At 67.8% G+C, this 21,980-nt stretch carries 20 protein-coding genes; 5 read left to right on the top strand and 15 right to left on the bottom strand.

The window, feature by feature from the left end; genetic code table 11:
• Positions 1-10: 10 nt before the first annotated feature.
• The 11 genes from PUN51_RS12050 to PUN51_RS12000 all read right to left on the bottom strand — a co-directional run bounded on the left by PUN51_RS12050 (position 11) and on the right by PUN51_RS12000 (position 15,128).
• On the bottom strand, positions 11-1,591 hold the full coding sequence (locus tag PUN51_RS12050; RefSeq protein ID WP_441296770.1) for an ABC transporter ATP-binding protein: 1,581 nt from the start codon (positions 1,589-1,591) through the stop codon (positions 11-13).
• On the bottom strand, positions 1,584-2,366 hold the full coding sequence (locus PUN51_RS12045; RefSeq protein WP_275181069.1) for an energy-coupling factor transporter transmembrane component T: 783 nt from the start codon (positions 2,364-2,366) through the stop codon (positions 1,584-1,586). Before PUN51_RS12045 ends, PUN51_RS12050 begins: the two co-directional genes overlap by 8 nt.
• 10 nt (positions 2,367-2,376) lie before the next feature.
• Positions 2,377-3,273 (bottom strand): ECF transporter S component, encoded by an 897-nt coding sequence (locus PUN51_RS12040; protein WP_275181067.1) that lies wholly within the window; start codon positions 3,271-3,273, stop codon positions 2,377-2,379.
• A 186-nt stretch (positions 3,274-3,459) separates the two neighbouring features.
• On the bottom strand, positions 3,460-4,485 hold the full coding sequence (locus PUN51_RS12035) for a nucleoside hydrolase (protein WP_275181065.1): 1,026 nt from the start codon (positions 4,483-4,485) through the stop codon (positions 3,460-3,462).
• A 6-nt stretch (positions 4,486-4,491) separates the two neighbouring features.
• Positions 4,492-5,469, bottom strand: coding sequence for an aldo/keto reductase (locus tag PUN51_RS12030; RefSeq protein WP_275181064.1), 978 nt, complete (start codon positions 5,467-5,469; stop codon positions 4,492-4,494).
• Positions 5,470-5,478: 9 nt separating this feature from the next.
• A complete protein-coding gene (locus PUN51_RS12025; protein ID WP_275181063.1) occupies positions 5,479-6,039 on the bottom strand; it encodes a hypothetical protein in 561 nt (186 codons plus the stop codon).
• A complete protein-coding gene (locus PUN51_RS12020; protein ID WP_275181061.1) occupies positions 6,036-6,656 on the bottom strand; it encodes a DUF402 domain-containing protein in 621 nt (206 codons plus the stop codon). Before PUN51_RS12020 ends, PUN51_RS12025 begins: the two co-directional genes overlap by 4 nt.
• Positions 6,653-8,626: a 1-deoxy-D-xylulose-5-phosphate synthase gene (dxs, locus tag PUN51_RS12015; protein ID WP_159632170.1), complete on the bottom strand. Its 1,974-nt coding sequence runs from the start codon at positions 8,624-8,626 to the stop codon at positions 6,653-6,655. Before dxs ends, PUN51_RS12020 begins: the two co-directional genes overlap by 4 nt.
• 130 nt (positions 8,627-8,756) lie before the next feature.
• Positions 8,757-11,582 carry an aconitate hydratase gene (locus PUN51_RS12010; protein WP_159632171.1) on the bottom strand — a complete coding sequence of 942 codons (2,826 nt, stop codon included), beginning with the start codon at positions 11,580-11,582 and terminating at the stop codon, positions 8,757-8,759.
• A gap of 166 nt (positions 11,583-11,748) precedes the next feature.
• A complete protein-coding gene (locus tag PUN51_RS12005) occupies positions 11,749-13,110 on the bottom strand; it encodes a class I SAM-dependent RNA methyltransferase (RefSeq protein ID WP_159635555.1) in 1,362 nt (453 codons plus the stop codon).
• Between the two features lie 41 nt (positions 13,111-13,151).
• Positions 13,152-15,128 (bottom strand): APC family permease, encoded by a 1,977-nt coding sequence (locus tag PUN51_RS12000; protein WP_159632172.1) that lies wholly within the window; start codon positions 15,126-15,128, stop codon positions 13,152-13,154.
• Between the two features lie 118 nt (positions 15,129-15,246).
• On the opposite strand from PUN51_RS12000, the gene PUN51_RS11995 reads away from it, so the two are divergent.
• Together PUN51_RS11995 and PUN51_RS11990 are read left to right on the top strand one after the other, a co-directional pair.
• Entirely contained in the window at positions 15,247-15,921 is a 675-nt protein-coding gene (locus PUN51_RS11995) for a potassium channel family protein (protein WP_159632173.1), read from the top strand.
• Positions 15,918-16,676, top strand: coding sequence for a potassium channel family protein (locus tag PUN51_RS11990; protein WP_224025715.1), 759 nt, complete (start codon positions 15,918-15,920; stop codon positions 16,674-16,676). The genes PUN51_RS11995 and PUN51_RS11990 overlap by 4 nt, the downstream gene beginning before the upstream one ends.
• A gap of 24 nt (positions 16,677-16,700) precedes the next feature.
• On the opposite strand, the gene PUN51_RS11985 is transcribed toward PUN51_RS11990, so the two are convergent.
• The 4 genes from PUN51_RS11985 to dut all read right to left on the bottom strand — a co-directional run bounded on the left by PUN51_RS11985 (position 16,701) and on the right by dut (position 19,162).
• Positions 16,701-17,474 (bottom strand): DUF3159 domain-containing protein, encoded by a 774-nt coding sequence (locus PUN51_RS11985; protein WP_224025714.1) that lies wholly within the window; start codon positions 17,472-17,474, stop codon positions 16,701-16,703.
• On the bottom strand, positions 17,471-17,722 hold the full coding sequence (locus PUN51_RS11980; RefSeq protein ID WP_307489592.1) for a hypothetical protein: 252 nt from the start codon (positions 17,720-17,722) through the stop codon (positions 17,471-17,473). The genes PUN51_RS11985 and PUN51_RS11980 overlap by 4 nt, the downstream gene beginning before the upstream one ends.
• Positions 17,723-17,822: 100 nt before the next feature.
• Complete coding sequence (locus tag PUN51_RS11975) at positions 17,823-18,536, bottom strand: DUF3710 domain-containing protein (protein ID WP_224025713.1); 714 nt, start codon at positions 18,534-18,536, stop codon at positions 17,823-17,825.
• 107 nt (positions 18,537-18,643) lie between these two features.
• On the bottom strand, positions 18,644-19,162 hold the full coding sequence (gene dut, locus PUN51_RS11970) for a dUTP diphosphatase (protein WP_275181058.1): 519 nt from the start codon (positions 19,160-19,162) through the stop codon (positions 18,644-18,646).
• Positions 19,163-19,278: 116 nt separating this feature from the next.
• Between dut and PUN51_RS11965 the strand changes: the two genes are divergently transcribed.
• The 3 genes from PUN51_RS11965 to PUN51_RS11955 all read left to right on the top strand — a co-directional run bounded on the left by PUN51_RS11965 (position 19,279) and on the right by PUN51_RS11955 (position 21,940).
• Positions 19,279-19,767, top strand: a complete 489-nt coding sequence (locus tag PUN51_RS11965) for a DUF3093 domain-containing protein (protein WP_224025711.1) — start codon at positions 19,279-19,281, stop codon at positions 19,765-19,767.
• A gap of 129 nt (positions 19,768-19,896) precedes the next feature.
• Positions 19,897-21,228 (top strand): septation protein SepH, encoded by a 1,332-nt coding sequence (gene sepH / locus PUN51_RS11960; RefSeq protein ID WP_275181057.1) that lies wholly within the window; start codon positions 19,897-19,899, stop codon positions 21,226-21,228.
• 124 nt (positions 21,229-21,352) lie between these two features.
• Positions 21,353-21,940: a dihydrofolate reductase family protein gene (locus tag PUN51_RS11955; RefSeq protein ID WP_275181056.1), complete on the top strand. Its 588-nt coding sequence runs from the start codon at positions 21,353-21,355 to the stop codon at positions 21,938-21,940.
• The last annotated feature ends 40 nt before the right edge of the window (positions 21,941-21,980 follow it).

Raw genomic sequence — 21,980 nt, 5'->3', positions numbered from 1 at the left:
GTACTCGGGGTCAGGCCGGTACCAGCCGGCCGCCGTCGAGCGCCAGGATGCGGTGCGCCGCCGCGCGTGCATAGCCCAGTTCATGGGTGACCAGCACGACGGCGGCGCCCGCCTCCGCTGCCGACCGTACGGCTGTGTCGAGCAGGGCGAGTCCGTCGCCGTCCAGCGCCACCGTCGGCTCGTCCAGCGCCAGGACGGCAGGCCTGCGCGCCAGGACGGTGGCCAGGGCCAACAGTCGCTGGGCGGACGCCGGCAGCTCGGCAGGATGTTCCCGGGCCGCACCTGCGAGTCCCACAGCTTCCAGTGCCGCGGCGGCGTAATCGGCCGCCATCGCCGGGCCGAACAGGCGGTCCAGCCCGAAACCGACTTCCCGCAGCACCGTGCGTTCGAACAGCTGGTCACGGGGCTGCTGGAAGAGCAGGCCGACGGACGCCGCTGTCTTTCCCACCGGAGCTCCCGCGATGTCGCCGCCGCGGACCACGACTGTGCCTGCGGTGGGACGGAGCAGGCCGTTGAAGTGCCGCAGGAGCGTTGATTTCCCGGCACCGTTGGGGCCGGTGACAGCTACGATTTCCCCCGGATGGACTGCCAGGTTGATGTCCTGGAGCACCATTGCCCGGCGGTCGGGCCCTGGTTCCTGCCGTCGACGCCTGCGGCGGCGTTCGGGCGCTTCCGGGTATCCAAAGGACACCCCCCGCAGCTCCAGCGCCGCGTGCCCCGCCGGCAGCTCCTCCGCCCGGCGGCTGGAGGGCCCGGGCTTGGGCGTCGCAGCGGCTTCCAGGTCGAGGCGCCGGATGGCCGGTGGCAGGAGCCCGGAGCCGGACCCGGGGGCGGCAGGGGGTCCGCCGGCGGTGAGCGTGCCGCCCGCCAGCACCAGCCACGTGCCGGCTTCCAGCAGCAGCGGGTCAACCGCCTGGCTGAGGATCACGACGGCGGTGCCCTGTTGGAGGAGGTCCCGGACCAACACGGCCAGGTCGTTGGCCCCTGCCGCGTCCAGGGAGGCGAAGGGCTCGTCCATGACCAGCACCGGAGGTCCGGGGATGATCGCGCAGCCGATGGCCAGGCGCCGCAGCTGGCCGCCGGACAGCCTGGCAGGGTCCTGGTCCAGTTGGCCGGCAAGTCCCAGGAGCGCGGCGGTGCGCTCAACGGCGGTTTTCATCCCGGCACGGTCCATGCCGGTGTTTTCCAGACCGAATGCGAGTTCCTCGGCCACCGTGGCGCGGACGGTGGACAGGACGCCCGCAGGGTCCTGCGGCACGAAACCCACCTGCCGGCCCCACTGGGCGGGATCGATCCGTGGGTCCCCGGTGCCGCCGTCGAAGTCCAGCCGCGTGCCGGCCAGCTCAAGGAACCCCGCCAGCGTGCCGTGGCCGCCCGGTGCCAGCCAGCCGGCCAGCAATCGGCCCAGGGTGGACTTGCCACTCCCGGATGCGCCCAGGATGGCCGTGAAGGAGCCCGGCGCAACGGAAACCGCCAGGTCATGCAGGGCGGGGGCATGCCCGTCGTGGAAGGTAAAGTCCCTGATGCCGGCAGCCATCACGGGGCTGTTCAGGGGGACGGCGCGGCCGGCAGCCGCCATGCGTTCAGGCACCGGCCTGCACCACCCGGAGAACCACTGCGGCCAGGGCCGCCACCACCAGGACGGCCCGCACTGCCCGCTGGGCGGTGGAATCGGGCACTTCCCGGTAGGTGGTCCGTGGTCCGGGGTTGCCCAGTCCACGCGCTTCCAGGGCAGCAGCCCGGGTCCCTGCATCCTCGATCAGGGACAGGACCAAGGGAACCGCCTGCAGCCGGAATGCGGCCATCCTGGACAGCGGGCCGCGGGAGATGACCAGGCCGCGCGATTCCTGGGCCTGCCGGATCCGGCGCGCCCGGCCGGCAATGGCCGGCAGCAGGGTCAGGGTGGAGGCCAGCACGAAAGCGAACCGGCCCTGCACGCCGCGGGCCGACAACGCCGCCACCAGGTCCGGCACGCTGACACTGAAGGAAAACAGCAGCAGGGCCAGGACCACGGCGGCCAGCTGTAGAATGCGCTGCACGGCAAATTGCAGGCCCTCTGCCGTGATGCGGGCAGGTCCCCACTCCGCCAGCACAGTCCTTCCTTCCGGGAAGAAGAGGCCGTGCAGCACCAGCAGTGACAGGCCGAGCGGGACCAGGACTGCCGCAGCAGCCGGCACAACGCGGCGGGCCGCGCCCCTGGCCAGCGACAGGCCAAGGCAGGCGGCAACCACGGTGCCTGAGAGCACCCAGTTTGCTGCCGCCGTCGTCATGACCGCGGTGCTGGCGGCAGCGGCAAGTGAGGTCAGCGGATTGATCCGCTCCCGCCTGGCCGGGGCCGCGGTCCTGCCCGCCGGGGATGCTGTCACGGTGCCCGGCTCAGCCGTTCAGCGCTGAATCGCTGGCCGGTCCCGACGCATTACCCGGTGCCTGCTTCGAACCGTCGGCGTGCGCACCCGTCTGCGGCGCCGGGGCCGGGCTGCTGCCGGCGAGCACCCGGTGGCGGCGGATGAAGGGGAACTGCTGGCGCGTCCGGCGCGGCAGCGCGTAGACCAGGACGGCCACGATGGTGAACACGATGGCCTTGTCCATGGGGTCGGACAGGAGTGCCTGCTTGGTGATGGCGGCCAGGAGGGTGTCCCCCATGGCCCGGAAGGCACTGACGATTGCGCCGGTGGCCACGCCCGACGTTCCGCCGAAGACGAAGGCAGCCACGGGGGCGGACACGACGCCTGCGATGATCCCGGTGACGAAGCCGGCAACCGGGGCAAGGTAGAAGCGGCGGAAGAGGCCGTAGCGTGCCGCGAGCCCGGCCAGGCAGCCGATGAGCGCGGCGCCGGCCGCGAACGGCAGCACGGTGGGGTTGAAGAAGGACCAGACGATGCTGCTGAGCGCGCCAGTGGCGGCGCCGGCGGCGGGGCCGGCCAGGACGGCGATCAGCACTGTGCCGATGGCGTCGAGGTAGAAGGGAACAAGAGTGCTGCCGACAAACTGGCCCAGCACGATGTTCAGGACCAGCGCCACCGGGATAAGCACCAGGGTGGAGGCCGGAAGGGTGGGCAGCACGGCGACGATCAGCAGGACCGCCCCGGCCAGGAAACCGGTGAGGGCGATCAGGGCCGATGCGCTGCCCGGACCACCGGTGATGTCTGCGGGCTGGTTAAGGACCAGGTAGACGTAGGTGGCGGCAATGGCCAGGGCGCCGAGGATCTCCAGCAGCCGGCGGCGGGCCGCGGGGCGTTCCTGGGACGGAAGCGTCAAAGAGGGCGATGACATGGGGACTGTTCCTTTGGGGTGCAGGCAGTGGCCCGGCAGTACCGGGCCGGGATGTGGCTGCCTATGTCACCTCGGCAGCAGCCGGCGGCAACTGCGCCGGGCCGGTCCGGAGCCCATTCTACCGGCCATCCTCCGGCAGCGTCCCGGGCAGGATGTTCCTGCCGCGCCGGCCGTGGATCCCCTGCCTCACCCCGTCTTCCGGGCCAGGCGCCCCACAGCGGACACCAGCTCACCGAACGCCTGCTCCGGGTTGTTGGCGGACACGATCCGGGCGTTCGGTGGTGCGCCCCAGAGCCCGCGAAAGTCTGCCACGGTCGTTCCCATGAGGAGCGCCGATTCCGTTTCGACGTCCACCGTGGCCGGGCGCGCGGCGTACTCAAGGGTGCCGGCGGCCACGCCGGCGGCAAAGAAGTCATGGACGTGGGCCAGGTAGCCCTGGTCGTAGAGCCGGTGGAACTCGAAGTAGAAGCGCAGGGCGTCCGAAAGGTGCCTGATGAGGGTGTTGTCGGAAGTGCTGCGGCGGCCCTCTGGGTCTTCCGGGAGTACCAGTTCCGGAACGGCGGCACCTGCAGCCCGGGCCAGCGCCTTGACGTGGGCCGGGTGCATTTCCATGCGTTCAGTGGTGTCCAGCGAACAGACGATGGGCAGTTTCTCCAACGGCCGGCCGCGGTAGGCGGCATAGACTTCCTTGGCCGCGTGCGGATCCACGTGGGTGTTCCACTCGGCGGTGGGCGTGGTGTTGCCCTGGTGGTAGAAGGCGCCGCCCATGATCACCACCTTGGCCAGGAGGTCCGGAAGTGCCGGTTCCTGCCGCAGGGCCAGGGCGAAGTTAGTGAGCGGGGCGGTAATGAGCGCGGTCAACTCCCCCGGCCTGGCCCTGGCATGTTCGATCCACAGGTCCACTGCGTTCTGCCGACTGGGCTGTCCTGATGGTTCAGGCAGCACCGCGTAGCCGATTCCCTGCGGCCCATGCGTTTCCGGGGTCGTGATCAGGGGGATGGACAGGGGCTTCCGGGCACCCACCGCCACCTGCACTCCAGGGCGGCCACACAGCTCCAGCAGGGCGAGGGTGTTGCGCGCCACCTGGTCGGCGTCGACGTTGCCCGGGGTGGCCGTGACCGCCACGAACTCCGTGTCCGGGAGGGCGGCAAGATAGGCAAGGGCCAGGGCATCGTCGATGCCGGTATCGACGTCCAGGAGGTAGGCGGGCACTGTTGCCTAGAAGAGCGCGACCTTGGGCACGGCGGGGAAGATCCCGTCCAGGGCGGCCAGGTCCTCCGGGGTGGGCACCCAGTCCGCCGCTTCCGCGTTTTGCTGGACCTGTTCCGGCCTGGTGGCGCCGGCGATGACACTGGCCACCGAGGGCTGGGCGGCGAGCCAGGAGAAGGCCACCTCGATCTCGGTCAGGCCGCGCTCCTTCGCGAAGGCGCTGTACCTTCCCAGCTGGTCCCAGTCGGCGTCGTCCACCATGTTGGTGCGGGTGTGGCTGAGCCGGGATCCTTCCGGAGCGTGGCCCGGCGAATACTTGCCGGTCAGCAGGCCGTTGGCCAGCGGGAAGTATGGCAGGACGCCCAGGCCGAATTCCTCCGCCGCCGGGGTCACCTCCAGTTCGGCGCGCCGGTCCAGGAGGTTGTAGTGGTTTTGCGAGGAGATGAACCGTGCGGTGCCCAGTTCGCGGGCCACGTATTCCGCTTGGGCGATCTGCCAGCCGGAGCGGTTGGAGTGGCCGATGTAGCGGACTTTGCCGCTGCGGACCAGGGTGTCCAGCGCGGACAGGGTTTCGTCGATGGGCGTGAGCGGATCGGGGGTGTGGAACTGGTAAAGGTCTATCCAGTCGGTACCGAGCCGCCGCAGCGAGGCCTCCACCGACTGGATGATGTACCGCCGGGAACCACGGGCGCCGAGGTCCGGACCATTGGCCCCCTTGGCATCCATCCCGAATTTGGTGGCAACCACCACGTCACCGCGCCGGCTGCCGAGGGCCTTGCCCAGCATGGTTTCGCTGAGTCCCGGTTCCCTGCCGTAGTTGTCTGCCACATCGAACAGCGTGATGCCGGAGTCGATGGCGGCGTTGACCACCGCGTCCGTGGCGTCCTGCGACTCCGTGGCGGTGTTGGCGCGGCCCAGGTTGTTGCAGCCCAGGCCAACGGTGGAGACGGTGAGGCCTGATTTTCCAACGCGGCGGTAACTGGTCACGGGGATCTCCTAGAGGCTGAAGCTGCTGGCGGTCTTGGCGGAGTGCTTGAGCTTGTACTGGTCGGGGTCGTTGAACGGGGCGGCCGCGATGCTGAGCTTGGTGAAGTCGAGGTCCTCGCCGCGGGCGCACACCTTGATGGCGTTGACTGCCTTGTTGACGTCCGGGCACAGGCAGAAGATATTCAGCTTGTAGTCGGTGAATTCGGACCGCTCAACCGTTCCCAGGCCGCGCCAGGCCAGGTGGCCGATGAGGGCGTCCTTGGCCTTTTGCTCAAGGCGGCGGTCCCGGTCGGTGCCTTCCCTGGTCTTGAGGGCGAACTGTGCCACCACCCAAAACTGCTCCTCGTTGGGGATCTCCGCGTAGCCGTCCTCGGCGCACTGTGCGGCAAAGGCGTCCAGGAGGCCGTCTGCAGCACCGGCATCGGGGACGTCGGTTTCCTCGGTCTTGCTCTGGTGCCCCACAGCACCGAAGTTCATCACGAACTGGGAGTACTCCTCGTCGAACCAGGCTTCCCGGAACTGGAGGGCGCCCTCGTCGTCGCGTTTGTAGACCCTGACAATGCCGCTCATGTGGTGCGTCCTTTGGTAAACCATTCAACGTCGGTGCCGTCGAAAGGCGCGTGCTGTGCCTTGACGGCGTGGTAGAGCCCGTCCGCCGCGGCCTGGATGTCCTTGATCAGACGGTGGGGGTAGCGCATGGAGACGCTGTGCTCCGCGAACTCGTCCTGGTCGTCGATGAAGACGCCGCGGTCGGCGGTGCGGATGACGTCCAGGTCCATGTCGATGACATGGAACTCGGTTACCGCCGGCCGGATGTGTGTCCACTCGTGGCCCACGGCGAGGTCGATGTAGACCCGCACTCCGCCGGGGTGGGCGGAGTCGTAGAACGTGGCCACCCAGTCACCCTGGCGCGGCACCAGCAGGACAGCGTCCGAACGGGTGTAGAACGCGGCGCCGGGCCGGGAACAGAACTCGTTGGTGCCCTGGAAGATCCACCACCCGTGCTGGTCCTCGCCCACGTACCGCCCCGGCACTACCCAGTGGGCTTTGCCGTTCCATTTGCGGTTCCTGGACACCACCAGCTGGCCCGGCTCCAGCCCGTTGGGAACGCGTGTGGTGGTGGTGTGCAGGACCGGTCCGGACTCCCCCGCCGGCCCGGGGTACTTCAGTTCGTCCTCGTCCCTCACAGGATCGGAAGGCTGCCGGTGGTGGGGTGCTGCTGCCCGGGGAGGGGCCGCGCAAAGGGAACCTTCGTTCCCAGGACCTGTGCGACGACGTCGTGCGTGATCTGCTGGGCGGTCAGCCCAACGCGCTCCAGCACCTGGTTGCGGGTGCCGTGGTCGAGGAACTCCACCGGCAGGCCCACCTCGTTCAGGGCGGTGTCGACGCCCGCGGCACGCATCTCCTGCCGGATACGCGAGCCGACGCCGCCTGCGCGGACGCCGTCTTCGATGCAGATCACCAGGCGGTGGTGTGAGGCCAGCGCAATGATGGAACGGCGGACGGGAAGGACCCAGCGGGGATCCACCACGGTGGTGCTGATGCCCTGCGCGCCAAGCCGGTTGGAAACGTCCAGGGCCAGTTCGGCCATGGCGCCCACGCTGACGATCAGCACGTCGTTTTCCGTGGAGCCTGACGGCCTGCGGGCCAGGATGTCCACGCCGTCGCTGAGCCGTTCCAGGGCCTCGACGGCGGGGCCAACGGATCCCTTGGAGAAGCGGACGACGCTGGGGGCATCGCTGATGGCAACGGCTTCGCGCAGCTCCTCGCGGAGCCGAGTGGCGTCGCGGGGCGCGGCAAGGTGCAATCCGGGGACGATCTGGACCATGGCCATGTCCCACATGCCGTGGTGGCTGGCGCCGTCCGGGCCGGTAACGCCGGCCCGGTCAAGGACGATCGTGACGCCGGCCTTGTGGAGGGCGACGTCCATGAGGAGCTGGTCGAATGCCCGGTTCAGGAAGGTGGCGTACACCGCCACCACCGGGTGCAGTCCGCCGAACGCCATGCCCGCGGCTGCGGTGAGCGCATGCTGTTCCGCGATGCCGACGTCGATGACGCGCTTGGGATGCTTGGCCGCGAATTTGTGCAGGCCCACCGGGATCAGCATGGCGCCTGTGATGCCCACGATGTCGTCGCGTTCGTCGGCGATGGCGGCGATCTCGTCCGCGAACACGGAGGTCCAGGACTGGGCGCCGCCGGCGCCGGTGGGCTCGCCCGTTTCGGGGTCGATGATGCCGACAGCGTGGAACTGGTCCGCTTCATGGGCCCGGGCCGGAGCGTAGCCGTGGCCCTTTTCCGTCATGGCGTGGACGATCACGGGGCCGCCGTAGTTCCGGGCAGTGGAGAGCGCGTGCTCCATGGCCTGGAGGTTATGGCCGTCCACCGGGCCGATGTACTTCATGCCGAGGTCCTCGAACATGCCCTGCGGCGCCCACCAGTCCTTGATGCCCTTCTTCATGGCGTGCAGGCTCTTGTAGGTGAACTGCCCCACGGGGCCGCCGTCCTGGAGCTTCTTCTTCCACCAGTCAAGCGCGCCCTCGTATGCGGGAGCGGCGCGGAAGGAGTCGATGGTGGGGCGCAGGGAGGCAAGGTAGTCCGCGAAGCCACCCACCGTGGGGGCGTAGGACCGGCCGTTGTCGTTGACCACGATGACCACGCGGCGTTTCTTGTCAGCCGCGATATTGTTGATGGCTTCCCAGGCCATGCCGCCGGTGAGGGCACCATCGCCGATGATGGCCACCACATGCCGGTCACCTTCGCCGGTGAGCTGGCGGGCCCGGGAAATGCCGTCGGCCCAGGACAGGGACGACGACGCGTGGGAGCTTTCCACAATGTCGTGTTCCGATTCGGCCCTGTCCGGGTAGCCGGAGAGCCCGCCTTCCTGGCGGAGCGTGCTGAAGTCCTGGCGTCCGGTGAGCAGCTTGTGGACGTAGGACTGGTGCCCTGTGTCAAAGACGATGCTGTCGCGGGGGGATTCGAAGATGCGGTGCACGGCCAGCGTCAGTTCCACGACGCCGAGGTTGGGCCCGAGGTGGCCGCCCGTCTGGGAGACGTTCGTGATCAGGAAATCCCTGATCTCCGAAGCCAGCTGTTCCAGCTGTTCCTCGGTCAACTCGTTCAGGTCCTGCGGATTCCGGATGGTGTCCAAGATTCCCAATGACCCCTCCTTCGGGTGGTAGACGTGCCGTTTAACTCTAACGCCTTGGTGTGAATGCAAAGCCGAAGCCCCGGCTGGTCGGTGACCGGCCGGGGCTTCGGGGAGGTTGGTGCCTGGGCGGCAGTTCCCGCTAGTTGGCGGAAATCTGGCGCAGCACGTACTGCAGGATGCCGCCGTTGCGGTAGTAGTCCGCTTCGCCCGGGGTGTCGATGCGGAGCACCGCGTCGAAGGACTTCGAGGAGCCGTCCTCTGCGGTGGCGGTGACCTTCAGCGTCTTGGGCGTGCTGCCCTCGTTGAGGGCGGTGACGCCCTCCACCGAGAAGGTTTCCGTGCCGGTCAGGCCCAGGCTGGCAGCGTTCTCGCCGGCCGGGTACTGCAGCGGCAGGACGCCCATGCCGATGAGGTTGGAGCGGTGGATGCGCTCGTAGCTCTCGGCGATGACGGCCTTGACGCCCAGCAGTGCGGTGCCCTTGGCAGCCCAGTCGCGCGATGACCCGGAACCGTATTCCTTGCCTGCCAGGACCACCAGCGGGGTGCCGGCTGCCTGGTAGTTCTGCGCGGCGTCGTAGACGTATGCCTGCGGGCCGTCAGCCTGGGTGAAGTCGCGGGTGAAGCCACCCTCAACGCCGTCCAGGAGCTGGTTCTTGATACGGATGTTCGCGAACGTGCCGCGGATCATCACTTCGTGGTTGCCACGGCGCGAACCGTAGGAGTTGAAGTCCTTGCGCTCCACGCCGTTGGCCAGCAGGTACTGGCCGGCCGGGGTGTCGGACTTGAAGGAACCAGCCGGGGAGATGTGGTCGGTGGTGACGGAGTCGCCGAGCTTCAGGAGCACGCGGGCGCCCGAGATGTCCTTGACGGGCTCCGGCTGGGCCTTCATGCCCTCAAAGTACGGGGGCTTCCGGACGTAGGTGGAGTTCTGGTCCCAGGCGAAGGTGTCGCCGGCGGGGGTGTCCAGTGCCTTCCAGCGGTCGTCGCCCTCGAAGACGCCCTCGTAGCCCTTGGCGAACATGTCCTTGTCGATCGACGAGTCGATGACCTGCTGGACCTCAACCGGGTTGGGCCAGATGTCCTTCAGGAAGACGTCGTTGCCGGCCTCGTCCTTGCCGAGCGGGTCGGCCTCGAAGTCGAAGTCCATGGAACCGGCCAGGGCGTAGGCGATGACCAGCGGCGGGGACGCCAGGTAGTTCATCTTCACGTCCGGGTTGATGCGGCCTTCGAAGTTGCGGTTGCCGGACAGGACGGCGCTGACGGCGAGGTCGTTGGCCTGGATGGCCTCGGAGATCTCTGCTTCCAGCGGGCCCGAGTTGCCGATGCAAGTGGCGCAGCCGTAGCCCACGATGTAGAAGCCGAGCTTCTCCAGGTACGGGGTCAGGCCGGACTTCTCGTAGTAGTCGGTGACTACCTTGGAGCCGGGGGCGACGGAGGTCTTGACCCACGGCTTGGCGGTGAGGCCCTTTTCGACGGCGTTGCGCGCCAGCACGGCGGCGGCGAGCATGACCGAGGGGTTGGACGTGTTGGTGCAGGACGTGATGGACGCAATGGTTACCGCGCCGTGGTCCAGCTCAAACTCGCGGCCGTCAGCCATCTTTACGGGCACCGGGTTGGAGATCCGCCCGGCGCCGCCATGCGCTGCGGAGTACTTCGGCGGTTCGCGGTCGGTGTCCGAGATATGGGTCGCTCCGCCCGTGAAGGACGGCGCGTCCGAAGCCGGGAAGCTCTCCTCGAGGGACTCGTCCAGGGTGCCCGCGTTCGCGTCGTGCGAGACGTAGTTGAGCAGGTCGTGGCGGAACTCGTCCTTGGCCTCGGTCAGTTCAATGCGGTCCTGCGGGCGCTTGGGGCCGGCGATCGACGGAACAACCGTGGACAGGTCCAGTTCCAGGTACTCGGAGAACTTGATGTCGCGGGAAGGATCGTGCCACAGGCCCTGTTCCTTGGCGTAGGACTCCACGAGGGCAACGTTCTGCTCGGACCGGCCGGTGAGGCGCAGGTAGTCCAGGGTCACGTCGTCGATGGGGAACATGGCGGCGGTGGAGCCGAACTCGGGGCTCATGTTGCCGATGGTGGCGCGGTTGGCCAGCGGCACGGCCGCGACGCCCTCACCGTAGAACTCCACGAACTTGCCCACCACGCCGTGTTTGCGCAGCATTTCGGTGATGGTCAGCACCACGTCGGTTGCGGTGGCGCCGGCGGGGATGCTGCCGCTGAGCTTGAAGCCCACGACGCGCGGGATGAGCATGGAGACGGGCTGGCCAAGCATTGCTGCCTCGGCTTCGATGCCGCCCACGCCCCAGCCCAGCACGCCCAGGCCGTTGACCATGGTGGTGTGCGAGTCGGTGCCAACGCAGGTGTCGGGGTAGGCGCGCAGTGCACCGTCCACTTCGCGGGTCATGACGGTGCGGGCCAGGTATTCAATGTTGACCTGGTGCACGATGCCGGTTCCCGGGGGGACCACCTTGAAGTCGTCAAATGCGGTCTGGCCCCAGCGCAGGAACTGGTAGCGCTCACCGTTGCGCTGGTATTCGATCTCCATGTTGCGCTCCAGTGCGCCGGAGTTGCCGAAGGCGTCGATCTGGACGGAGTGGTCGATGACCATTTCGGCCGGTGCCAGCGGGTTGACCCGCTTGGGATCGCCACCCAGGTCCTTGACGGCTTCACGCATGGTGGCCAGGTCGACCACGCAGGGAACACCGGTGAAGTCCTGCATGATCACGCGCGCCGGCGTGAACTGGATTTCTGTATCGGGTTCCGCATTCGGATCCCAGCCTGCCAAAGCGCGAACGTGATCGGCAGTGATGTTCGCGCCGTCCTCGGTCCTCAGCAGGTTTTCAAGCAATACCTTGAGGCTGAACGGAAGGTTTTCTGCACCTTCAACGGAGTTCAACCGGAAAATTTCGTACTCGGTTCCGGCTACATTAAGTTTGCCTTTTGAACCGAAGCTGTCCACAGTGCTCATCGCAGGACTCCTCTCGCAACAGTTTCATCTTTGTCGCGCGGTTGACCGCCTGCTAGTTAGGAAGCCCTAAGTAGTTCCAGGGCCCGAAAATTTGCACACGGCCGGCCGAGAATTCGGGCGCGACGTGGGACTACTACGGCCATCGTAGTCGAAAACCGTGGCGGCATCATGGAGCCGGAGTCAGCAGTGCCACTGTCTCGAGGTGGTGGGTGTGGGGGTACAGGTCGAAGGCCCGCAGCCCGGCGAGCTCCCACCCGGAGCGTCGGAAGTAACCGAGGTCACGCGCGAACGACGCCGGATCGCAGGACACATAGGCAATGGCCCGGGGCTGCGACGCGACGAGTTGGCCGACAACGGCTTTCCCGGCTCCGGCGCGGGGAGGGTCGAGGACCAGGGCGTCGAAGTTCCGCGGTTTCTGGCGCAGGACCCGCTCCACGCGCCCCTGGACCACCTCCACCTGCGGTGCGGAGTGCAGGTTCTTCCGGGCATCCCGGCTTGCCCCCGGCGCCCCTTCAACCGAGAGGACGGACCCCGTCTCCCCTACGGCATCAGCCAGCACGGCAGTGAAGAGCCCGGCGCCCGCGTAGAGGTCGGCGACCACGGCTCCGGGGTTCAGGAAGTCACCCTGCCGGAGGAATTCTGTGACAGCCCCCACAAGGGTCCCGGGCGCGTCGCGGTGGATCTGCCAGAAACCCTCGCCGGTCACCCGGTAGTCATGGCCGGCGGCGGATTCCTGCACCCAGGTGCGTCCCCGGAGCTGCGTGACGGTGCCGGCCTGCGGATCGAAGGCTGCCACCGATGCGTCCGCCGGCAGCGCCGCGGCGATCGCCCGCAGCCGCTTGTCCTTGGTGCCCGGCGCGGGGGCCAGGAGCACCAGGGGCCGGGAACCGTTGGCCGGCGCGGCCACCTCAACCCGTTCAATGCCCTGCAGGTCCAGGTCCCACAGGCGCAGTGCGTTGATGGCTTCGCTTGCCAGGGGCATCTCCCGCACCGCAACGATGTGGTTGGAGCGGTGGGCGTGCATCCCGAGCCTGCCGCCCGGGGTGACCGAAAAACTCGCCCGCGTGCGCCACCCCAGGCCGGTGCCGCCGTCGTCCGCTTCCCCTACGCGTTCGACCCCGCCGGTCCATACGGACGGCACCTGGTCGAAGCCGGCCAGCCGGGTGAGCTGTTCTGCCACGACGTCCGCTTTCAGGCTGCGCTGCCGGGCCAGGGTCATGTGCCCGAACTCGGCCCCGCCCACCGGCGGGTGGCCGTGGCCCCAGGCGCGCAGGGAATCGGCCACGTGCCAGAAGTGTTCCACCCGGTCCGGCGATGCTTCCAGCACCTCGATGACATCGGCCCGCCAGAACTTGGCGCCGTCCGCGGCGTCGGTGAGCCTGACGCGGACTTTCTCCCCCGGAATGGCGTGCCGGACAAAGACCACGCGGCCCTCATGGCGCGCCACGCAGTGCCCGCCGTGGGCCACCGGACCGACGTCGAGGACGGCCTCCTCACCGGTGTGGCCGGTTTCATCCCCTGCGGGCAGGGAAGTATCTGATGCCGGCAAAGCGGCGGAAGGGTTGGCGGTCACTGGACATCCTGGAGGTTCTTGGCTTCTTCGGAGGATTTGAGCTGCCAGGGAACGCTGGCCACCATGACTCCCGGTTCGAAGTGCAGCCGGGTCTTGATGCGGAGGGCGGTCTGGTTGTGAACCAACTGCTCCCACCACTTGCCCACCACGTACTCGGGGATGTAGACCACCACCAGGTCCCGCGGGGAATCCAGGCGCATCTGCTTGACGTAGTCCATGATGGGCGTGACGGTCTCGCGGTACGGGCTGGCGAGCACGGTCAGCGGCACCGGGATCTCAAGTTTTTCCCAGTCCGCGATGGTGTGTGCGGTCTCGTCCGGGTCGATGTCCACGGTGATGGCGTCCAGCCGGGAGGGGCGGGATGCCCGCGCGTAGGCCAGGGCCCGCAGCACCGGCTTGCGGACGTGGGAGACCAGCAGGACGGCGTGGACCCTGGTGGGCAGGGCGCGCGGTGAGGAGTCCTCGTCCACGGCGAGTTCCTTGGCGACGTTGTCATAGTGGGCCCGGATGCTCCACATGATCAGGAAGAGGATGAACATGGCCAGCAGGGCAATCCAGGCACCCTGCTGGAACTTGGTGATGAGGACGATGACCAGCACCAGTCCAGTCATGCCGAAGCCGATGCTGTTGATGGTCCGGGACTTGATCATCTTCCGCCGGACGGCCTTGTCCTTAGCCAGTTTCAGCTCGCGCCCCCAGTGCCGGATCATGCCGAGCTGGCTGAGCGTGAAGGAAATGAAGACGCCGACAATGTAGAGCTGGATGAGCTTGGTGACGTCCGCGTCGAACGAAATAATGAGCACCAGGGCGCCTGCCGCGAGGGCCAGCACGCCGTTGCTGAACGCGAGCCGGTCGCCGCGGGTCCGGAGCTGGCGGGGCAGGTAGCCGTCCTGGGCGAGGATGGAACCCAGGACCGGGAAGCCGTTGAAGGCGGTGTTGGAGGCGAACACCAGGATGACGCCGGTAGCGGCCACCACGATGTAGAAGGGGATGGACCCTTCGCCGAAGATGGTCTGCGCGATCTGGCTGATGGCCGGGTTCTGGATGTAGCCCTCAGGCAGCGGGCTGCCGTTCAGCAGGAATTCCTTGGCGGGGTCCAGCACAATGTGGACCTTGGTGGCATTTGCCAGGTAGATGATGCCCGCCAGCATGGCGGCGCCGATCACGCCCAGGAGCAGCAGGGTGGTGGCTGCGTTCTTGCTCTTGGGGTGCCGGAAGTTGGGAACGCCGTTGCTGATGGCTTCGACGCCGGTCAGGGCCGCGGCGCCCGAAGAGAAGGCCCGCAGCAGCAGGAAGGCGCCGGCCAGGCCCACCAGGCCCTGGTCGAAGCCTTCGGCGGGAACAATGGTGAACGCAGCCGACGGCGCCTCGCCCAACTGCCCCGTGGCGGCCTGGAACATGCCCACCGCGGTCATGCCGAGGATGGACGCCATGAAGATGTAGGTGGGGACGGCGAAGACGCTGCCCGCTTCCTTGATGCCGCGCAGGTTCACCAGGGCCAGGATGACGACGCCGATGGTGGCGATGACGGCCTGCTCGCCGTGCAGCGAGGGCACAGCCGTGGTCAGGTACGCCGCGGCGGAGGACATCGACACGGCGACGGTCAGGACGTAGTCCACCAGGAGGGCGGACGCCACCGTCAGGCCGGCGTACTTGCCCATGTTCTCGTTGGCGATCTCGTAGTCGCCGCCGCCTGACGGGTACGCGTGGACGTTCTGCCGGTAGGAGGCCACCACGGTCAGCAGCACCACCATCACCGCCAGGCCGACCCACGGAGAGATCGCCACGGCGCTGACACCGGCCAGTGCCAGGGTGAGCAGGATCTCGTCCGGTGCGTAGGCTACGGAAGAGAGGGCATCGGACGCAAAGATCGGCAATGCGATCTTCTTGGGAAGGAGGGTGTGGGCCAGTCGGTCATTCCGGAAGGGCCTGCCCACCAGCACGCGTTTGACGGCGTTCAGTATTGTCAACACCCCACAAAGCTAGTCTGATTCGCGGACGATGTCATGACGGGCCGCTGCCAGGCCTAACAAGGGCCATGCCGGTAGAGTTCTAGCTGCACGATCCTGACTTAGATACAAAGGAGATACGGTGGCGCATTTCGTGATCATGGGATGTGGCCGGGTGGGGGCAACGCTGGCGCACACGCTGGAGGATGCCGGTCATTCCGTGGCCATCATCGACCAGGATGACCGCGCGTTCCGCCGGCTCCGCCAGGGCTTCACCGGCCGGAAGGTGACCGGTGTGGGCTTTGACCGCGAGACCCTCAAGCAGGCAGGAGTTGGCGAGGCCTACGCCTTCGCCGCCGTTTCCAGCGGTGACAACTCAAACATCCTGGCCACCCGGGTTGCCCGCGAGACCTTCCACGTTCCGCATGTCGTCGCCAGGATCTACGATCCGGGTCGCGCCGAAATCTACCAGCGCCTGGGCATCCCCACGGTGGCCGCCGTCCGCTGGAGCGCGGACCAGGTGCTGCGCCGCATCCTTCCCGAACAACATCTCGCCGGTGATTTCCGTGAGCCCTCGGGCCGGCTGGTCCTGGCTGAACTGGACCTGGACGCCGGCTGGATCGGGCACCGGATCAGCAGCATTGAGAAGGCCGCCGATGTCCGCGTGGCCTATGTCACCCGCTTTGGCGAGGGCCTGCTGCCTGGCGCCGGAACGGCGTACCAGGACGGTGACACCGTGCACGCCATGCTGCAGGTGGACCGCAGCGCCCAGATCGCCCAGATCCTCGCCAAAGCCCCCGCCAAGGAGTACCAGTGAAAGTCGTTATCGTCGGCGCCGGCAGCGTCGGATCATCCATCGCCAGGGAATTGCTGGCGCATAAGCACGAGATCCTCCTGATCGACCTCAAGCCCGAGGTGATCGGCCGCAGCGGCCTGCGGGGCGCCCACTGGCTGGTGGGCGACGCGTGCGAGCTCTCCACGCTGCAGGGCGCCAAGGTGGAGGACGCCGACGTCGTAGTCTCCGCAACGGGCGATGACAAAGTGAACCTGGTGGTGTCCCTGCTGGCGAAGACCGAGTTCGGTGTTGGCCGCACCGTGGGCCGGGTGAACAACCCGAAGAATGACTGGATGTTCAATGACTCCTGGGGTGTTGATGTAGCCGTCAACACCCCGCAGCTGATGACCGCCCTCGTGGAGGAGGCAGTGGAGATCGGTGACCTGGTCCGCCTGCTGACGCTGCAGACCGGGGTGGCGTCCCTGGTGGAATTCACCGTGCCCCACGACTCCCACGTCATCGGCATGACCGTGGGAGACATCCACTGGCCGGAGGACGCCACCCTGGTGGCCATCCTGCGGGACCAGGCGCCGATTACGCCCAGCAGGGACGACGTCATCGACGGCGGGGACGAACTTTTCTTCGTCACCACCATTGCTGCCGAGGACGGACTGCGGGAGCTGCTCTCGTCCGCCCCGGGCAGCATCGACGCCGGGGAACAGGCCCCGGGCAACGGCCAGCCGGCCAACGCGGGCGGCCACGGCCATGCTTTGGACGACGACGGCTTCGACGGCTAGGCCGGCCGCCGCGGAGCCTGGGCGTCAGGCCGTACGGTCTGCGCCGGCTTCAGCCTCGGCCGGAGCAGGCCGGGTTACCAGCCACGCAACCCAGATCCCGAGGATGTACAGGGGTGCGCCCATGATGAGGCGGGTGGTGGCGAGTGCGGCGAGGCCGTCGGTGCCCATGAGGTAGAGGGGCACCTGCACGATGAGCCGGAGCGCCAGGACCGCGACAATGATCCACGTGCCCAGCCGGTATGCCTTGACCCGGGCCGGTTCCTTGCGCCACTCCACGCCCTCATTGCGGATGAAACCGAAGAGGAGGCCCGCCACGGGCCACTTGACGGCAATGGAAAGGACCATCGCCAGGATGTAGGCGCCGTTGGTGAAGAAGCCGGGAAGGTAGAAGTCCTCCGCCTTTCCGGTGGTGTTGGCCAGCCAGGCGGAAATGCCGACGCCGGCCACTCCCGCCAGCGCCTGGGTCAGGGGGCGCCGCTGCACCAGCCGGACCACGGTGAACACAGCTGCCGACGCCAGGGCGGCCACCAGGGACAGGGTGAGCTCGCGGGTAATGGTGAAGGCCACCAGGAAGACAAGGCCGGGAACGATGCTCTCCGCAATGCCCTGCACTCCGCCGGCGCTCCGCAGGACGTCCACGCGTCCGTCGTGGGTGCGGTGGAGTCCGGCCTTTGCAGCGTACTCAGCGGCGAGGCCGGCAACCGGGGACGGACCTGGAGCCTGAGGGCCGCCCTGCTGCTGCCCGTTCCTGCCGGGGTTCTCAGGTCCGGTGGGCTGTTCAGGCTGGTGCGCGGTCATTCGTTCTCCTGGCGGGACAGTATCTCGTAGCGGGGATTGAATATGGTGGGCATGTCCTTGCCGCGGGCCAGCATCCCCTCGACCCGGATTTCCGCACCTGCTTCGATGCCCGGCACCCGGCGGCGGCCCAGCCAGACGACGCGGAGCCGCGGTGGCCGGCCCTGTCCCGGAGCGGCCGGACGTGCGGCGTCGTCCTCCGAAACGATGGCGCTGAATTCGGCAGTCCGGTCCGCAGGTACAAACGTCACGGAGTCAATGTGCCCCTGGCACGTGACGCGGCCCCGGTCGGGCAGTTGGCCCAGTGGCGTGACGCCACGCGTTGACTGCGTGGCTCCGTCCTGCGGGGACTCAGCCGATCTGGGTAATTTCGGGACCACGTTCGGGCTCCTCCAGGGTGGGTGCGGCGGGCGGAGGAGTGGCTGAAGCGTCCTTGGGCAGCCTCAGCTGCAGAAGATCGCGCGGCGGCATGGGGCTGTCCCCGCGGACCACCACGACCTGCCGGAACAGGGCCTCGAGCGGTTCCGCGGCGGGGCGTTCCAGCGCGGCGGGTCCACCCAGGACGCCGCGCAGGAACCAGCGGGGCCCATCGACGCCGATGAAACGGGCCACCCGGTAGCCCTGGCTGCCGTCCGGAAGTCCGGCGGGCAGCTTGGCCACCAGTTCGGTGCCGAAAGCGCCTTCAACCTCTTCAACCTGGCCGCCCTGCGCGCCGACTGACTGGCCGATCTGTTCGCGGATCTCATCCCAGAGCGTCTCTGTCTTGGGGGCGGCGAACGCCTGCAGCTGGAGGCTGGAGCCGTTAAGGTCCAAGGTGACTGCCACTACCCGCTGCGTTGCCTCTTCCACCTCGAGGCGGAGCTGAAGGCCCTCGCTCGGTGTGATGAGCAGGGCGCCGAGGTCAACAAAGCCGTCGCGGCTGCTGATTTCGGACTCGTCGAAGGGGCCGTCCTGGCGGCGGGCGGCAGTGCCCGGTTCGCCTTCTCCGGCCTCCGCGATCGTCAGCTCGTCGGCCGGCTGCGCCGGCTCTTCATTCTTTGCTTTCCTGCCGAGCCCAAAGACCATGGGTGACTCCTTAATCCTGAAAATGTGCCAGTTCTGAATGGTTCCGGTGGGAACTGCGAAGGTCCCACCGTCGTGCGTGCTGGCGTGGCAGCGGGTGCGTCCTGGTGTCAGGCTCCGGGGCCGTTGAAACCGCCGGTGGACCCAAAGCCGCCCGTGCCGCGCACGGAACCGCTCAACTCGCTGACAGGAATGAACTGGGCGTACTCCACCCGCTGGATGACCATTTGGGCAATTCTATCGCCGCGGCGCAGCTCAATCGGCTGGGATGAGTCGGTGTTCAGCAGGGTCACCGAGATCTCGCCCCGATAGCCCGCATCGACGGTGCCGGGCGCGTTGACGATCGTGAGGCCGTGCTTGGTGGCCAGGCCGGAGCGGGGGTGGATCAGCGCCACGAACCCTTCCGGAAGTGCGATGGCGACGCCGGTGGGGACCAGTTTGCGCTCCCCCGGCAGCAGGACCACGTCCTCGCGGGCACGGAGGTCGGCGCCGGCGTCGCCCGGATGTGCGTAGGACGGCGCTTCCAGCTCCGGATCCAGCATTTTCAACTGGACCTGCAGGGTGGGGGCAGCGGGGGCGGGTGATGCTGCGTCCGGGACAAGGTCTACCGTGGCGGGATGATCAGTCACAGTCACTCACTCTAACCCGCGCCCCCGAATCAGTCCTAAGGAGCCCGCGGCCACGGCGCCGGCCGGGAGGCTTGCCCCAAGGTGAAATAGCGGGCCAAAGGTGGAAAGCTTGGGCTATGCCCGAATCAAGCTCGCCCGCGTCCGTTCCCAGCACCCCCTCCACTGGCGGACCGGTTATTTACCGGGAGAAGCTGTGGCCCAACGCCTGGATCTGGGTTATCGCAGCCGGTGTCTCCGCGGCCGGCATCCTGGTCTTCGCCCCCATCAGCATGGCAGCGGGCTACACCGCGGCACTGGTGCTCCTGGCCATCATCACGGTCCTCCTGGTCCTTTCCACGCCTGCCATCACGGTGACGCCGGACGCCCTCACTGTTGGACGGGCCACCATCGAACGCCGCTTTGTGGGCGGTGTGCAGCAGTTCACGTCCGGCGAAGCGACGGCGGAGCGCGGCACCCGGCTGAACGGGCTGGCCTACCTATGCATCCGCGGTTGGATCGATCCGGTGGTGAAGATCGAAATCACTGACCCGGCCGACCGGACCCCCTACTGGCTGGCCTCGACCCGCCACCCGGACCAACTGACGGCAGCCCTGGCCCGCCGCTGACACTCCCGTTACGCCCCGCCCGGGCCCTGATCCGGCGGAAAATCACGGCGCGCCCTGCCTCTTGAGCCAAATCCGCACCGCCGGGTGGCAGAGTTTCGGTTGATAGTAATGCCAGGGTGGAGGATTTGTATGCAGGATCTACGGCTTGTAGGCGTGCACGACGACGGGACGCATCTCCTGTTGAGCGGGGCCGGCGGCGAGATGTTCCAGCTGCCGATCGATGAGGCCCTCAGGACGGCCAGCCGGTCCTCGGCGAAACCGAGGACGGAGCGGCCTGCCGTTCCCATGTCCCCCAGGGATATCCAGGCCCGGATCCGTGCGGGTGCCACCGCTGCCGACGTCGCGGAGTTGTCCGGGATGCCGCTGGCCAAGGTGGAGCGCTACGAGGGCCCGGTGCTGGCGGAGCGCGAGTACGTTGCGCAGCAGGCACGGAAGGTTGAAGTCGCGGCACCCTCCCCCGGCCACGACGTCTACCGGTCCGCGTTCGGCGACAACCCGGCCACGCTGGGCGACATGGTGGCCCACCGGCTTTCGGCCCACGGCATCGACCCAGGCACTGTGGAATGGGACTCGTGGCGGCGCCAGGACGGCACCTGGACTGTCTCGGCAAGCTTTGAGGCCAAACCCGGCGGGACCTCCGGAATCGGGGAAGAGCCGCCCGCGCTGTGGACCTTCAACCCCGGCCGCAAATCGCTGCAGAACACCAACCGCTGGGCACAGCAGCTGAGCGAACTCGAGCCTTTGGACGGCCCCGTTCCCGCGCGCCGCCTCACGGCGGTTTCCGACCGCCCCTTCGATTTTGAGACTGACGCGGACTCCTCCAAGGCATCCCCTGGGGGTCAGGGTCCTGCGCAGGAAGCCGCAAAGGAATCCGACGGCCTCCTGGACATGCTCCGGTCGCGGCGCGGCCAGCGGCTGGGTGTGGACGAAGATTCGGACGACGCCCTGGCGCTGCTCCTGGCCCATGGCGTCCCGGCTGCCCACCCGCGGCCTTCCGAGGTAGCCGCCGAGGCCGCTCCTGAGCCGGAATCGGAGGACCCCGTATCCCAGGACGGGCCGCAGGACGCACCGGCCGCCCAGGGGGATTCGTTCATCCGGCGCCGTGATGCAAGGCCGTCAATGTTGTCCCGGCTGAGCCTGCTCCCGCCGCACCGGGACGGCAACGATGACGCCCTGCGGCTTCACGACGGCGTCAGTACCGACACCCGGGAAATCACCATTGCGGCGTCCCCGCAGAAGCCGTCCGGTTCCGCGCCTGCTGCCGGGTCCGGTAACTCCGGCGGCGCCGGGCTGGATGAGCTGCTGGGCAGCAATCCCCGCCGCCCGGCACCCAAGCAAAACGATGCATCCCCCTCTACCGGGCAGTTGCCCGAGACCGAGGCGCCGGAACGGCCTGCCCGGCCCAAGCGTTCCAGCGTCCCGTCCTGGGACGAGATCGTCTTCGGCACACGGAGCGACTAAAGGCTCTCTGCCGGCACCCTCAGGGGTAGTTCCTCCAACTGCTGCATGCTAGGCTCCCCGCACACCATCGGTCAGAAGCTGCACTTACCCCTGGAGGTTCGCTGTGCCGGACACCACCTGCCACATGTCAATGTCCCTGGACGGGTTCGTCGCCGGGCCTGCCCAAAGCCGCGAGAACCCGCTGGGCAAGCGGGGGCTTGAACTCCACGGCTGGCACATCGGCGATCCCCGCGCCAACGAGGCCAACGGGATCGCGGCTGATTGGCTGATGCGCCCGCGGGGCGCCTACGTGATGGGCCGGAACATGTTTGGTCCCGTCCGCGGAGACTGGGACGAGGACTGGAGCGGATGGTGGGGCCCCGAGCCGCCCTACCATGCGCCGGTGTTCGTCCTTACCCATTACCCGCATGATCCGATCCAGATGGAGGGCGGGACAACCTTCCACTTTGTCACCGACGGCTTCGATGCGGCGTACGCGGCGGCGCTCGAGGCAGCCGGGGGCAAGGGAGTGGATATCGCCGGCGGAGCATCCACCGTCCGCCAGGCGCTGGCCGCCGGCGTGATCGACGAGCTCACCCTGGACATCGCTCCCGTTTTACTCGGTTCGGGTGAACGGATTTTTGACGGCATTGAATCATTTGGCTTCGAACCCGTCGAGGTACTCCACTCTCCCTTGGCCACGCACATCCGCTACCGCCGGACGGCCCAGTAGCAGTCAGCGCTGCTCAACCCGGCCGTGCGCCGCACAAGGG

It is taken from the genome of Arthrobacter sp. NQ4 (assembly GCF_029077345.1).
Classification (GTDB): Bacteria; Actinomycetota; Actinomycetes; order Actinomycetales; family Micrococcaceae; genus Arthrobacter.
Note: the sequence above shows the minus strand (reverse complement) of the source record. Positions and strands in the feature narration are given on the sequence as shown.

Excerpts from the sequence above, each read along its gene's own strand:
- PUN51_RS12040 (WP_275181067.1), bottom strand. The coding sequence starts at position 3,273 with ATGTCATCGCCCTCTTTGACGCTTCCGTCCCAGGAACGCCCCGCGGCC.
- PUN51_RS12010 (WP_159632171.1), bottom strand. The coding sequence starts at position 11,582 with ATGAGCACTGTGGACAGCTTCGGTTCAAAAGGCAAACTTAATGTAGCC.
- PUN51_RS12025 (WP_275181063.1), bottom strand. The coding sequence starts at position 6,039 with ATGAGCGGCATTGTCAGGGTCTACAAACGCGACGACGAGGGCGCCCTC.
- sepH (WP_275181057.1), top strand. The coding sequence starts at position 19,897 with ATGCAGGATCTACGGCTTGTAGGCGTGCACGACGACGGGACGCATCTC.
- PUN51_RS11965 (WP_224025711.1), top strand. The coding sequence starts at position 19,279 with ATGCCCGAATCAAGCTCGCCCGCGTCCGTTCCCAGCACCCCCTCCACT.
- PUN51_RS11975 (WP_224025713.1), bottom strand. The coding sequence starts at position 18,536 with ATGGTCTTTGGGCTCGGCAGGAAAGCAAAGAATGAAGAGCCGGCGCAG.
- PUN51_RS11985 (WP_224025714.1), bottom strand. The coding sequence starts at position 17,474 with ATGACCGCGCACCAGCCTGAACAGCCCACCGGACCTGAGAACCCCGGC.
- PUN51_RS11955 (WP_275181056.1), top strand. The coding sequence starts at position 21,353 with ATGTCAATGTCCCTGGACGGGTTCGTCGCCGGGCCTGCCCAAAGCCGC.